The following is a 14203-nucleotide window of genomic DNA, read 5'->3' on the forward strand; positions in this document are numbered from 1 at the left end:
TCTCCTTTACGTTGTGCGAATTCTTCCATTCCCACGATTGACTTACAGCAGCGTGTCCAGAGGAATCCCTTTTTCTTCCGGAACAATCTGTATTTTTACCGATATACCGCTGTGACAAAGCTTTTTTAATACTTCCAGTTCTTCATCCGATGCACATATATTCTTGTATAGTACCTTTCGGTTTTCCCTTGCCCCCATACCGCCGATGATGATTTCATGAAGCTCGATGCCTCCCTCCAGCAACAGATAAAAGGTTTGCGGATATTTTGCCAGTAAAACAAGTCCGGCACCGTCATAATCTCGTAGATATGCAATTCCTGCTTTTGTATCCAGCACCTGTATCTGAATACCTCTTGGTACCACCATAGTGATAAAGGAACGGATGAAGGTGTCGTGATAGGTTTCATCATCGATAATCAGAATATTTTTTGATTTTACAAAGCGTACCCAGGATGTCATCACCTGGCCGTGAATCAGTCTGTCATCAATTCGTGCCAATAGAATATTGCTCATAACGCTTCTCCTTTTACTGAATCATATCAGTATTAGAAACCTTGGCGAATTCTTCGAAAAACTCCTGAATTCCTTCCTTTCCGGCATTCTGTGCCATACGACTGATTGCATCAAGACCAAGGTCCTGCATGCGTCCGCTTAAGGCTTCCAGAATCATTGGCAGATTAGCGCCTGACATAATTCGGTATTCATGTTTTCCCTGCAGAGCGCGATAGCTCATTGTCGCCTGGTTATAAGGACTTGCCAGCAGCAGATCACAGAATACGACCACACCGTCACCATCATCCAGCTCGACGATTTTATCAGTGAGTTCTTTTCCGAAGACATCGATGCTGGTTTCGTGCAGAATGGAAATCGTATCAATACGTTCCTGTTTTCCCGCAATCAGCTCAATGCTGTCAAGAATTCCTCTGGCAAAGCCTCCATGGGTTGCAATTAAAAATCCAACCATGCTTCCTCCTGACTAAAGTAATCAATTACTTTGTATATTCCTATGTGTTCTATAGCACGATGCAAGATAGCAAGCGTCCGATCAAGAAAGCGATTACATCTGCTACACTCATAGTTTAATCATCTCCTTTTCCGCTGTCAAACTGCTCAGCTTTTACACAAAAATGGAATGTGTGGTCGTGAAAGTACTGTTATTTTTGCATGCATTTTATCATCCGTAATTACTGTGTAATCATAATACAGGTAAAGGACACATAAAGAAAACAGAGGAACACATATCTTCTTCATGTGTGTGCTTTAACAGGAAGCAATCTACACTATTTTTCTTTTCAAAAAGCAAAAGTCTGCAAAAAAAAACGGGAAATTCCCGTCGCATTCTATGATTTATTATCTAACCTTATATTCTGATGAAACCGATCCGGCAGCTCTTCTGCCTCATGTGCTTCCTGCAGCATTTCCACATATGCCGCAAAGGCTCGTTCAGCAGACTGATAGATACCGCTCTTTCGGATGATATTCGCCGGGTATGCCCCCTCGATCAGCCAGTATTCATTCCCTGTATCACTCTCCAGAAGCCATACCTCGCTATCGCCCGCTTCATCCGCAAAGCTTTCCACATACATGATGCTCTCCACAGTCTCCGGCTTCAAAATCCCTTCCGCATAGCTGCGCAGCTGTTCCTTCTTCACTGTTTCATTCATAAACGCTTCCCTCTTTCCTTAGTTTCTGTTATCTTATGATCTCTGCTTATGCCAGATACTGCAATGCATATCCCACAAAGACAGCCAGTGACAGCAGCATGGCATCCTCATCAATATCAAACTGTGCATGATGATGCGGCATTCCGGTATGACACGATTGAGAATTTCTGGAGCCGATAAACGCATAACAGCCCGGCACATGTGCCAGATAATCGGCAAAATCATCCGCCTGCATCATTTTCTCCTGATTATGAATTACCCTATCCTTACCAACCACTGCCTGTGCAACCGGTGTGAGTTCTTCAACTACCTGATAGTCATTGATCAGGGGTGCCGCAAAATCCCGGAATTCCACCTGAGCACTACCACCGTATAAGGAAGCTGTCTGCTGTGCAATCTCACATACCCGCTGATTGATATTGGCTCTTGTCCGGGATGAGAAGCTGCGTGTTGTCCCCTCCAGCAGCGCTTCCTTTGCCACAATATTATACTGCGTTCCGGCATGCAGCGTACCGATTCCGACAACCGCAGTATCCAGCGGAGACAGGGAACGCGATACGATGGACTGCAGATTTATCACGATTTGTGATGCGATATACAGCGCATCAACGCCCTTTTGCGGAGTGGACACATGTGCCCCTTTTCCCTGCACAACGATACGGAAATAATCACAGCTTGCATTGATTGGTCCCGGTGTCAGAGAGATTGTCCCGACATCCAGACTGCTGCACATATGGGCTCCAAAGATACGATCTGCCCCATCCAGACATCCTTCCCCGATAAAGGTGCGTGCCCCCTGGCCGATTTCCTCTCCCGGCTGAAAAAAGAAACGGATTTCACCGGCGAATTCATGCCTTCGCTCCTGCAGCAGCTTCACCGCATGCAGCAGTACCGCTGTATGGGCATCATGGCCGCACGCATGTGCATACCCGGAATTCACACTGCGATAGCTTTTATCCAGCAAATCCTCCATGGACAAAGCGTCCATATCCGCACGCAAAACAAGAACCTTTCCACTTCCTTTTTCTCCGCTTATGCTGGCAAAAACCCCGGTTTCTCTGATTCGGCGGTGTGCAACGCCAATCCGCGTCAGCTCCTCCTCTATTTTTGCGGCTGTCTCATATTCCTTCATGCTTGGCTCCGGATGCATATGAAACCAGCGGCGAAGTGCAATCAAAGACTTCTGCTCTTTTTTTATCCACGTATCTATCTGCATACCTGCCTCCTGTAATCTTTTGTTTTCTGTCATTTAATCGACTGTCGAACGAGCTTCCGGCTGTTCTGTACAGCGAAGAAGCCGTCTTGCGTGATAAAGCTTATCGGAGTTCTTTTCCTTCTGAATTATAAACGTATGATGGAAAAATGGCAAGTCGTGATTCTGCACAAGCGCATCAAACAATACTGTGTCTTTTCCTATACGCTCGCGTAGCAAAGGCTTCCGCAGGAGCTTTTATTCCACAATGCCAGCTAAACATGCCGTGTGCAACATGGCTTTCCACACGTAAAGCCAAAGCAGCGAACGCATAAAAAAACGATTTATATTTGTATAATTACGCAGGAATGTTAAAATAAAGAAAAGGATGATTATCATGAAAAAACAGCTACGCACGTATCCTAAACCATACATCTATACCCTGTATTCACCACATGCACCGCATGAGGCGCTTCTCTTTTACAAACGGGACCGCCGGAAACAGCATTCCCGGTGAAAACTACGATTATGAGCAGGATACGCCCCTTTTTTATGATTGTTCTCATCATCCTGAGCTCCTCATTCTTCCTTTCCTTTATCAACCGCTATGATAACAAATATTACAATGTACAGGCTCCAGTAAAAAACGGACAGCTTTTAAGCAATCAGCTGAGGCTGGAGGATAATGCACTGTATTCTCTGGTGGATAACTGGCTGTTTTATCCACACATCTACCGCAATGCAACAACCAATCAGGATGCCAGAGGTGTCTATACCTACCTTGGCCAGTACCCGGATTTCTCCATGCGTGATGCTTCACGCTCCCCTTACGGTGTATCCAGCTATCAGCTGAGCATTCCGGCGACAGAAAGCGGACAGACGATATCCATCTATTTTCCTGAAATCGATATTGCCTCTGAAATATGGCTGGATGATACACTGGTTGCTTCCAATGGCAATGTGAAAACAGCTCCCATCAAGGCCCGCATACAAAATACCGTCATTACCTTTTCCACAGAAAAAACACATACCCTTTATGTCATTGCGGCAAACGACACGCATTATTACAGCGGTATGTATTATCCATGCATATTATCCACCCCGCAGGGGATACAGAGCATGATTCTGCGAAAAGTCTTATTTTACGGATTCCTTGTATTTTCCTCTTTAAGCATTGGATTGTATTCCCTGAATTTATGGATCAGAAACCGCAGAGACAGCGTTTCCCGTTGCTTTGCGACAGCCACCCTTGCCTTTTCTCTGTTTGCATCCAGAGAGCTTCTCCGTATGTCTGGAATCTCTCATGTGACCATATTTTATGCCTTCATGGACGCGGCTTATTTTCTTATGATGTATAAGATTCTGGAAATCAATACCCTGCTTTCTCCTTTATCGAAGAAAAATCTGATTACCAGAGGAATGCGACTGCTTTCCATCGGTATGTGTATCCTGCCCTTTGCCAACCTGTTTATGCTCGGCAAAAATGCGGATGCCCTGCTTGCATATGGCTGGATCGTAGACGGCTTTAAATACATCAGTGTGCTTTATATTTTGTATACCACGCTGTATGGAAGCCGATACCGACGCATGGAGCTATGGCTGCTGGGAGCGAATACCTTTTATATTTTCGGTATTCTCTACACGCTGCTTGGCGCAAATCTCTTTGAACCCCTTTGCTATGGATGGCCGAATGACTATTTTTCCTTTTTCATTGTACTGTCTCTGGCAGCCCTCATGATTCAGCGCAGTGAACAGATGGCAAGGGAAAACGAACGGCTGACAATTCATTTACAGGAAACCGTAGAACAGCGAACGGAACAGCTGCACACACTGTTAAGTGAAAGAAAGGCCATGCTGGCAGAATTTGCCCATGATCTGAAAGCTCCCCTCAGCAGTATGCAATCCTTTATCGAGCTGATCCGTATGCAGGATACCCTGATTGATGATGAGGTTGATGGGTATTTAAAAATACTGGAACGAAAGGGAGCTGAATTACAAAATCGAATGACCGTCCTACAGAAATTCTCCTCTATGGATAAGGGGAGTCAGGATAAGCATGTTCTCGATCTGACACAGTTTCTGAAGCAGTTTCATGATTTTAACAAGGCAGATTGTGATGCGGCGGGAATCTACTTTCTGTATCTCTCTGCCAGGGAGCCCTGTCCTGTATTTGCGGATGAGAAGCAGCTAACGCGTTCGCTTGAAAACCTGCTGTACAATGCCTTATCCTTCACGGAGATGGAAGGAACCATCACCCTGTCCCTTTCCACAGAGGACAGCAATGCGCATATCGTTGTGGAGGATACCGGCTGTGGAATTGCACCGGACAGACAGGAACAGATTTTCCACAAGGGTGTATCTCTGCGGGAGGATTCCACAGAGCGCGGTCTTGGTCTTTACATCACCAAAAGTATAATTGCCGAGCATAACGGCTCCATCTGGGTGGAGTCTGACGGTGAGCACGGCTCTGCCTTTCATATCCTGCTTCCGCTTGCCTACAGCAACCTTCAAGAATCTGTCAAACCATAAGGCAGAGACTGGGTATGTGTGACTTTTCTGTTATAATAAAGTCAACGTTTGAAGAATGATTACAATACACAGAAAGGAATGAACGCATATGAAATGGTACGAAAAGCAGAAAAAGCTGTATACACAGAATCAGGAGGAACAAAAAAACACCCCTTTTGGGGACCGTGCATCTATAAGGGGGAACGACGCAGTCGACCATGCAGCTTTATCGGCTGCTGTGCAGGAGTCTTTAAAGAGTCAAAACGAGCAGCTGCAAACCGGAAAAAACGATGAGGCAGAGAGTTTTAAAAGCAAAGAAACCACGGTTATTCAGGAGCACACAACCTTACAGGGAGATATGAATACGGAAGACAATATCACCATACATGGTGTTTTCATTGGAAATATCAGCTGTGGCGGCGATCTGACGATCAGCGGCAGCGTGAAGGGAAATATAAGCTGTAAGAATGCTGTTATACAGCAGGCCAAAATAGAAGGGGATATCGTGTGTGATACACATCTTGAAATCAGTCAGGGCTCCTGTGTCCACGGCAATGTGAACGCCAAGCAAATACTCTGCGGCGGTCAGATCATCGGGGATACCCGAATCGAGGGGAAATCCCAGTTTCTGGCGTCCTCTGCGATTTCCGGTGACATTCAGACGCAGTGTCTGGAGGTGGAATGCGGCGCCGTGCTGCAGGGAAATCTTCAGGTACAAGCTTCCTGTTCTGCTTAACCATGACCCGGCTCATAATCGTTAAGCAGACAGGATTATCTATCGGAAACAACAGCTGACATGAAGTCATAAAGCGACTGCCCTGCCTATCGTAAAACGTAAGCCGTCATCACGTATCAGCCTGAGGCTAGTACATACAGCGTAGCAATCAAAGCTCGTAAAAGACACGATGTTTATGAATATTTGATATAAGCACAGTGCTTTGTTTCCATATCAAGACCACAGTAGATATCCACAGCCAAATTAAAACATCGTGTTTGTTTCTGAAACGTACACGATGTTTTTTCATCCTGAAACAGGTGGTTCCACGAACTTATAGCCCTTGCCCCAGACGGTCTGAATAAACATATGATCCGCCCAGGCCTCCTCCAGCTTTTTACGAAGATTGGCGATATGTACCTGCACTGTATGTGTGGAATTCATATCCGGCATCTTCCATACCCGCTGGTAGATTTCCGATATGGTATACACATGCTCCGGTGTCTGTGCCAGCAGTACCAGGATATCAAATTCCGACATGGTTAACGGAACCCTGTTATCCTGAATCTGTATGGTTCTGGCATCCAGATTGATCCGGAGTGGGAAAAAATTCAAAATCTTCTGTCTGGAGGGTATTTGATAATACTGCCGTATCCTTGCCTGTATGCGAAGATACAGCTCTTCCAGAGAAAACGGTTTGGTAATATAATCATCCGCTCCCATCAGAAATCCATTCTTCAAATCCTCCTGTGAGGAAAGATTCGTCAAAAACACGATGGGCACAGAGCTGAAGCTGCGTATTTTCCGACACAGATCAAACCCGCTTTCCCCCTTAAGAAGCACATCCAGAACGATACAGTCTATCGTTTCCTGTTTCAGCACCCGAAGACCCTGTGAACCGCCGGTGGCAGTAAATACATCCTCATTGTTCTTCTGTAGATACTGCTCTGCAGCAAACAGTACATCTTTATCATCATCAATGATAAGAATCTTACTCATGATCCATCCTCCATGTCATTCTTATTGTATATTGTATCAGAAAAGTGAATGACAAAACATGGAAAACCGGATGGCTTGAAACTTTCTTGAACATTTAGGAAATTTGAAAAAAGGCTTTGGCATTGTCATAGAATACCTTTTGAAGTGCTTCTTCATCCAGACCGCTGACGATCACCTTCTGCATTTCCACTGACGGATGATGAAACGGGCCATCAGTGCCGAACAGGATACGATCTGCACCGACACTCTCGTATGCCTCTTTGATTTTTGTATGCATCGGCATACCGCTCATTTCCAGATACAGATTCGCATAGCGACGAGCCATTTTCAGGCTTGCGTCGATATACACACCGTGTCCGTGTCCCATATGAATCATCATCACCTTGACATTGGGAAAGCGCTCTGCGAGAAGCGCAATACTCCAGGGAAGGGAATAGGGTGGATGTCCGCAGTGAATACAGACAGGAACCTGATAGTGCTCTGCCATCTCCATGATAGGATCAACACATACATCGTCCGCCACAAAGGCATGCCTGAGCGGATTCAGCTTTACTGCCTGAAAGCCTTTCTCCAGATACTGCATCAGCAGCTGTGTGCAGTTTTCCTTGAGCGGGTTAACATACACAGCACCAGCAAAACGATCCGGCCATTCGCTGATTGCCCGGTATACGGCCTCATTATTCTGGGAACAGATAACCGTTTTCTCAATCTCATACATATCCATCAGCTCGAGAAGCTGTTGTGGAGTCGCCGCTACATTTGCCCAGCCGCCGATTTCACCGATATGCGCATGTGCATCTATTTTTTTCATATACGTTTCTCCTCAAAAAATGAAAGCATCTCCGTGCGGGACAGCATCGCAGATAGTACCGTAAAAAGGACGAGTCCGATGACTGTCTGCATACAGATTCTCGCAACAGAGGCGATTGCAGGTACAACCCCGGTCAGGGGTATTTTAACAAGTGTATAAGCAATAATCTGAAAAACGCCTCCCGTTCCCGCTGCAATCAGTCTGTTTTTTAATCGTGATTTCTCCAGTAAAAGTCCCATGATCCAGCCCATGGCATATTTTATAATAAAGGTTGGCAGCACCCAGACAGCGGCACCGCTCAGCAAATCGGATAAAGCACCACCAAGGCCGCCGGCCAACGCCCCCTGTTTTCTCCCCAGAACCATCACCCCCAGAAAAATCATACAGTCCCCCATATGCGTGTACCCTCCGGTTGCCGGATTGGGTATCTTTATAATATAGGTTGCGGTAAATATCAAAGCTGTCATAAGTGCTGTCATTGCCAGCTCCTTTGTCTTTTCATGCTGCATACAAGCTCTCCTCTCTATGAAATTGTATACATTCTACCATTAAACTGTATATTGAAAAATGAACAGTTTTACGAAAATAAAAGATAACAGTTTTATTAGCATAAGAGATGGATTTGTTTGCATTCGATAAAAGCTATCCACTCATTAAGGGCAGCTGTTTTCAATATGTTTCATCAATGGGAAAAGCATGCACATTTCCTTACAGTATAAGCATATAAGGTAATTGTGTTTGAAATCACACCACGATTGTATGCTTCTTGTCAGAGAATGCACGATTTACACCGTATATGAAAAAGCGATTTCCCATTGCATCAAGAGAAGGAAATCGCCTTTCATTATTTTTTACAGCTGAACATTTTCTTATTTAAAGAATTCGTTATTTTCAATGAAATTTATAAATGCCCTGCACTGCTCTGCCAGAAAGGGCTCGCTTTCTTTTAAAACCAGTTTCCCATCTGTCACCTGTTCCAGTGCATTTGGTATCGTAAGCCGCGGCACATTCATAACCCTCATATTGAGAAAGCTCAACAGGGTGACCAACTGATCCTGTGCAATCAGCGTACCGGACATGCCGGGTGTAATACCGCTTACGGCTGCCGGCTTTCCATTTAAAACCCGCTTCTGTGCTTCATCCGGACGAGACATCCAATCCAGAAAATTTTTTAATACCCCGGAAATGCCATGATTGTATTCCGGTGAAAAGAACCATATGCCATCCGCCTCCTGAAGCTGCGCACGCAGGCGCTGTACAGCAGCAGGTGCCGGAAACTCAATATCCTCATTCATAAAAGGTAGATCCTGATAATCGAGTATTTCAAATACAAGCTCGTCACCGCAAAGAGCTGCGGCTGCTTCTGCCAGCTGACGGTTCAGGGATGCTTTGCGAAGAGAACCGACCACAGCTGCAATTTTTATTTTTTTCATAAGCTGCCTTCTTTCTATATCTGTATTCTAGTCCTGCGTGATGGAAAGTACAAGATATATGCCTGAAATCCTTTTATTCTCGCTTCAGTATATGCGATGATTTTATTTTTATGCGTATACCTCAAATATGACATAGCATTGTCATATTATGTCTGATACAATGGAGTCAGAAAGGAGGGATCGCATGCAGATACAGAGAATGTTTGAAATCGTCTATATCCTTTTACAGAAACGAAGAGTAACTGCCAAGGAGCTCGCAGAGCATTTTGAAGTCAGCACGCGTACGATTTACCGTGATCTTGACGCACTTTCCATGGCGGGAATACCGCTGTACACCAATAAGGGACATCAGGGTGGTATATTTTTGATGGAGGATTATGTACTCCACCGTTCCATGTTCAGTGAAGAGGAACAGCAAAAGCTGATGGCTGCATTGCAAAGCTATCATATTGCAGACCCGCAGGATGTGGATTCCCTGCTTACAAAATTAAGCTCCACCTTTTCCGCAAAGCTGACCAACTGGATTGATGTTGACTTTGTGGACTGGGGATCCGACCACAGTGCCAATCGCAAATTCCTTCTGTTGAAGGATGCGATTCTTGATAAACAGAGGATACAGTTTTCCTACCATTCCTCCTATGGCGCCAGCACTACAAGAACGGTTGAACCATTGCAGCTGCTGTTTAAGGGGTCCGCATGGTATCTGATCGGCTACTGTACAGGAAAACAGGCACAGCGTTATTTCAAGCTGAACCGCATGGAGAACCTGTATAACACAAAGGAACATTTTGAGCGGGAGCTGGATACATCCAGTCTGCCGCATGATCAGAATGAATATAAGAAGGATTTGATCCATCTGGTTCTGGAAATGAAGGAAAATGTCGCCTATCGCATCTTCGATGAATATGATTCCTCCTGCTTCCGGCGAAGAGAGGATGGAAGCTTTCTTGTTACCATTGATTTTCCAAAAAGCGAATGGATATACGGGTATCTCATGTCCTTTGGAGATTCCCTACGCATCCTGGAGCCTGTGGATATACGGGATGAGGTTATCAATAGAATGCGACATGCAGTCAAGCAGTATGAGTAATATGACATACTGATGTCCTATATGGTGTGATAGGATATAGAAAAAGGAGATGGAAGCGATGGAAAAGAATATAAAGCTTGACTATAAGAAAAAGTATAAGGACCTCTATCAGCCGAAAACCACGGGTATGCTGATCGATATAGCGGCAATTCCCTTTCTGATGGTGGATGGAAAAGGAAATCCGAATGAGGAGGATGGTGATTACAGCAAGGCGATGCAGTTGCTTTACGGTATCACCTTCACGATCAAAATGAGCAGAAAGGGGACTAAGGCTCTGGAGGGCTATCACGATTATGTGGTGCCGCCGCTGGAGGGACTGTGGGAAATGAAGGGAATCAAGGGAATGGATTATTCCCGTAAGGAGGATTTCCTGTGGACATCCATGCTCCGCCTTCCAGAATATGTAACGGAGGATGTGTTCGCATGGGCATGTGAGGAGTTTCATAAAAAGCACCCGGAGGCAGATATCAACCGCGTACGTATGGAATGGTATGAGGAGGGGCTCTGCGCACAAATACTGCACAAGGGCTCCTATGATGAGGAACCGGCATCCCTAAAGAAGCTGCATACCTTTATTGAAGAAAACGGCTGCTGTGTGGATATCGGCTCAACTGCAGCCAGCGGACAGCTTAGAAAGCATCACGAAATCTATCTGGGAGATCCGAGAAAGTGCAAGCCGGAAAATCTGAAAACGGTATTGCGCATACCGGTAAGAAAACGATAACGGAAACCATCCGTAAAGGAGAAAAAGAGCATGGAATATATACAGCTGACACAGGAAAATTTACAGAAGGAGCATATCTGCTGCAGTATGACAGAGAAAAAAGGGGATCACAGCGTCACGGATAAAAAGGCTTGGCTGAAGGAACGCATGGAGGAAGGGCTTGTATTTTATAAGGCCGATGTACGCGGTAAGGTTTTTATTGAATATATACCTGCTCAAGCCGCATGGTTCCCTATTCAGGCAGACAACTGGATGCACATCAACTGTCTGTGGGTTTCCGGAAGCTTTAAGGGCTGCGGCTATTCCGATGAGTTGCTGGAGCACTGCATTGCAGATGCCAAAGCGAAGGGAATGCATGGTCTTACGATTTTATCAGGAAAAAAGAAGCTGCCCTATTTGAGCGATCCCTCGTATCTGAAATATAAAGGCTTCATCCCTGCTGATGAAGCAGGTGAGTATGTTTTGATGCATCTGCCGTTTCATGCGGGTGGAGAGAAGCCGCGCTTTGCGGATGGTGTATTGCGACCTCAGCATCCGGAAAACACCTTTGTATTGTATTATACCGATCAATGTCCGTTTGCCAGTCAGTATGCGCTCAAATTCGCGGAATGGATGAACAACTGGGAACAGTCCTGTGTTGTTCATCATATAACCACACGGGAAGCTGCCCAGAGCTGTCCGGGACCGGTGAGCGGCTATGCGCTGTTTTATGGAAATACGTATCTGACAAATGAAATCCAGTCGGAGAAAAAGGCTGAAAAGCTTTGGAAAACCTATGGAAGCAAGACTGTGCAGGCTGGATGATATCTTCCTGGTAGGCTGTGAAACAAAACTGGGAACATCCCTGAGCAGAAATGCCGGCATTTCCATGGCATTCTGGAAAAGGTTTAATGAACAGCTGAAAATGTATCATGTGAAGCAGGGAAAGCAGTTTGTGAAATATGCCCTTACCCGGCGCGGATCACAGGGTCTGACCTATGCATGTGCTGTTCCCAGTGCACAGCTGTATCCGGATCACTTTCAGATTTACCGTATTCCCAAAGGGGAGTATCTGTGCGTGGAGCATCATGGTGATATGGCAAAGCTTCCGGAAACCATCGATAGAATATTCAAGCAGGAGCTGAAGGACAGACAGCTGACACCTGCAAAGGGAGCGCTTGTTTATTTCGAAAAGTATGATGAGCGGTTTCACTACCGTCAGGACGCTTCGGTTATTGAGCTATATATTCCACTCGCAGGAAATGCATGCAAGCCCATGGAGGAGATTGAGGCGAAGACAATTTTACAGGGGGGCGGAAATACCATCGGGCAGTTTTCCTGGTTTGGTATGGATTTTAATATGAATCTGTATAAGGGCTGCAATCACGGCTGTATCTATTGCGATTCCAGAAGCAGCTGCTATCAGGTACAGGAATTTGACCGTGTACGGAAAAAGAAGAATGAGCTGCTTATTCTGGAGCGTCAGTTAAAGGGTAAACGGAAAAAAGGAGTGATAGGCATCGGAGCCATGTCGGATACCTATAACCCTTTTGAAAAGCAGCAGGAAATTACAAGAGGTGCATTACAGCTGATCGACCGCTATGGCTACGGTGTGGGAATCGATACCAAAAGCACCCTGGTGCTCCGTGATCTGGATTTGCTGGCACGCATTGCCTCACATAATCCTGTTATCATCAAGCTGACAATCACCTGTGCGGATGATGCTCTGGGAAAGATGATTGAACCGTATGCCCCAAGCTCAAGTGAACGCTTTCTGGCATTGGAGGAATTGCACAGGGCCGGTATCTATGCGGGGATTTTGATGATGCCCATTCTTCCCTTCATCAATGACACACCGGAAAACATCACCGGTATCGTCGAGCTTGCGGCAAAGCATCATGCGAAATTTATCTACCCTGCATTTGGCATGACTCTGCGGGATAATCAGAGGGATTATTACTACTATCAGCTGGATCATTATTTCCCGGGAAAACGCAGACTGTATGAACAGCGCTATCATAATGTTTACAGCTGTGATTCTCCACATGCCGCAAAGCTGTATAAGCTGTTTCAGACAGAGTGTCGAAAATACGGTATCCGCTACCGTATGAATGATATAATCCGAGGTTATAAAAAGCAGCAGGTTCATCAGGGGCAGCTGAAGCTGTAGAGCGATAGATGCTTTCCTCCTGCGAATTGAGCAATAAGAGAATTTCATCAGCTCCCTCTATGTCCCCGACGATTGAAATACATGGACAAAGGGAAAACGAATGCTTGAAAAAGAAGATGGGAGGTATTTATGAAGCGACCGGAATTATCAAGAGCCTTAACACCGGAACAGTTTCAGGAAAACTATTATCTAAAGGAGGAGCTGCAGGCGTTTTTAAAGGCATGCGGTGTATCTGCATCCGGCAGCAAGGCTGATTTAAACGAACGTATCCTTCAGATATTACATGGAAATGCGATATGTTCTGCCGTAAAGCAAAGAAAAGTAAAAAACAACCGCACAGACACGCTGTGTCCCGATTCCATCATTGAGAAAGATCTTGTTTGTTCACAGAAGCACAGAGCATTTTTCAAATCTGTGATTGGCAGTAAGTTTTCCTTCCATGTGGAATTTCAGGACTGGCTGAAAACTCACGCAGGACAGACATATCAGGATGCCGTGGATGCATGGTATGCCATACAGGAACAGAAGAAGCATAAAAAAACTGTTATCAGTCCGCAGTTTGAATACAACACATATATTCGAGCCTTCTTTGCGGATAATCCGGGGCGTTCTTTAAAGGAATCTATCATGTGCTGGAATCATCGAAAAGCCATACCGGGACCGCACGTATATCAAAAAGAGGATCTTCTGGTTTTAAATGAGCAGGAAGATGAAAGATAGCCTAGTTTCATATAAATGCATTTCTGCAATTGCAGTTATGCGTTTTTTCTTTGATGCAGTTATGTTCGACATAAGGCTTACACCCTTTTATTAAATAAGCACATTATTCTCAAAAACTGAAAAATACAGTATATGATACTTATCATAAAAGCATGTAAATTTGATACCAACCTTCTTTATCTCAAAAGACTTTGTATG

The 14203-nt window shown here is 45.1% G+C and carries 15 protein-coding genes; 7 read left to right on the plus strand and 8 right to left on the minus strand.

The features are described 5' to 3' along the window. Nucleotides 1–42: 42 nt before the first annotated feature. The 4 genes from G4D54_19110 to G4D54_19125 form a co-directional block, all read right to left on the minus strand. Nucleotides 43–513, minus strand: a complete 471-nt coding sequence (locus G4D54_19110) for a PTS sugar transporter subunit IIB (GenBank protein QJA04382.1) — start codon at nucleotides 511–513, stop codon at nucleotides 43–45. Between the two features lie 13 nt (nucleotides 514–526). Beyond that, complete coding sequence (locus G4D54_19115) at nucleotides 527–964, minus strand: PTS sugar transporter subunit IIA (protein QJA04383.1); 438 nt, start codon at nucleotides 962–964, stop codon at nucleotides 527–529. Nucleotides 965–1340: 376 nt separating this feature from the next. Further along, nucleotides 1341–1664, minus strand: a complete 324-nt coding sequence (locus tag G4D54_19120) for a hypothetical protein (GenBank protein ID QJA04384.1) — start codon at nucleotides 1662–1664, stop codon at nucleotides 1341–1343. A 46-nt stretch (nucleotides 1665–1710) separates the two neighbouring features. Next, nucleotides 1711–2880, minus strand: coding sequence for an amidohydrolase (locus G4D54_19125; GenBank protein QJA04385.1), 1170 nt, complete (start codon nucleotides 2878–2880; stop codon nucleotides 1711–1713). Between the two features lie 528 nt (nucleotides 2881–3408). On the opposite strand from G4D54_19125, the gene G4D54_19130 reads away from it, so the two are divergent. Together G4D54_19130 and G4D54_19135 are read left to right on the plus strand one after the other, a co-directional pair. Then, nucleotides 3409–5385, plus strand: coding sequence for a HAMP domain-containing histidine kinase (locus G4D54_19130; protein ID QJA04386.1), 1977 nt, complete (start codon nucleotides 3409–3411; stop codon nucleotides 5383–5385). Between the two features lie 88 nt (nucleotides 5386–5473). Beyond that, entirely contained in the window at nucleotides 5474–6100 is a 627-nt protein-coding gene (locus G4D54_19135) for a polymer-forming cytoskeletal protein (GenBank protein QJA04387.1), read from the plus strand. Nucleotides 6101–6385: 285 nt separating this feature from the next. On the opposite strand, the gene G4D54_19140 is transcribed toward G4D54_19135, so the two are convergent. The 4 genes from G4D54_19140 to G4D54_19155 all read right to left on the minus strand — a co-directional run bounded on the left by G4D54_19140 (nucleotide 6386) and on the right by G4D54_19155 (nucleotide 9322). Continuing rightward, nucleotides 6386–7078 carry a response regulator transcription factor gene (locus G4D54_19140; GenBank protein QJA04388.1) on the minus strand — a complete coding sequence of 231 codons (693 nt, stop codon included), beginning with the start codon at nucleotides 7076–7078 and terminating at the stop codon, nucleotides 6386–6388. Between the two features lie 94 nt (nucleotides 7079–7172). Then, nucleotides 7173–7889 carry an amidohydrolase gene (locus G4D54_19145; GenBank protein QJA04389.1) on the minus strand — a complete coding sequence of 239 codons (717 nt, stop codon included), beginning with the start codon at nucleotides 7887–7889 and terminating at the stop codon, nucleotides 7173–7175. Continuing rightward, nucleotides 7886–8398 (minus strand): ECF transporter S component, encoded by a 513-nt coding sequence (locus tag G4D54_19150; protein ID QJA04390.1) that lies wholly within the window; start codon nucleotides 8396–8398, stop codon nucleotides 7886–7888. The genes G4D54_19145 and G4D54_19150 overlap by 4 nt, the downstream gene beginning before the upstream one ends. Nucleotides 8399–8758: 360 nt before the next feature. Continuing rightward, the gene (locus G4D54_19155; protein QJA04391.1) at nucleotides 8759–9322 is read right to left on the minus strand and encodes an NAD(P)H-dependent oxidoreductase; all 564 of its coding nucleotides are present in this window, start codon (nucleotides 9320–9322) and stop codon (nucleotides 8759–8761) included. Nucleotides 9323–9506: 184 nt separating this feature from the next. Here G4D54_19155 and G4D54_19160 point away from each other — a divergent pair, with 184 nt between their 5' ends. From G4D54_19160 to G4D54_19180, 5 genes are all read left to right on the plus strand, one after another. Further along, nucleotides 9507–10412 (plus strand): YafY family transcriptional regulator, encoded by a 906-nt coding sequence (locus G4D54_19160; protein ID QJA04392.1) that lies wholly within the window; start codon nucleotides 9507–9509, stop codon nucleotides 10410–10412. A gap of 58 nt (nucleotides 10413–10470) precedes the next feature. After that, complete coding sequence (locus G4D54_19165) at nucleotides 10471–11136, plus strand: transcriptional regulator (protein QJA04393.1); 666 nt, start codon at nucleotides 10471–10473, stop codon at nucleotides 11134–11136. A gap of 30 nt (nucleotides 11137–11166) precedes the next feature. Further along, nucleotides 11167–11940: a GNAT family N-acetyltransferase gene (locus G4D54_19170; GenBank protein ID QJA04394.1), complete on the plus strand. Its 774-nt coding sequence runs from the start codon at nucleotides 11167–11169 to the stop codon at nucleotides 11938–11940. Beyond that, on the plus strand, nucleotides 11912–13285 hold the full coding sequence (locus G4D54_19175; GenBank protein QJA04395.1) for a radical SAM protein: 1374 nt from the start codon (nucleotides 11912–11914) through the stop codon (nucleotides 13283–13285). The genes G4D54_19170 and G4D54_19175 overlap by 29 nt, the downstream gene beginning before the upstream one ends. A gap of 129 nt (nucleotides 13286–13414) precedes the next feature. Then, complete coding sequence (locus G4D54_19180) at nucleotides 13415–14005, plus strand: SAP domain-containing protein (protein QJA04396.1); 591 nt, start codon at nucleotides 13415–13417, stop codon at nucleotides 14003–14005. Nucleotides 14006–14203 lie beyond the last annotated feature (198 nt).

Source organism: [Clostridium] innocuum, from assembly GCA_012317185.1.
Classification (GTDB): Bacteria; Bacillota_I; Bacilli_A; order Erysipelotrichales; family Erysipelotrichaceae; genus Clostridium_AQ; species Clostridium_AQ innocuum.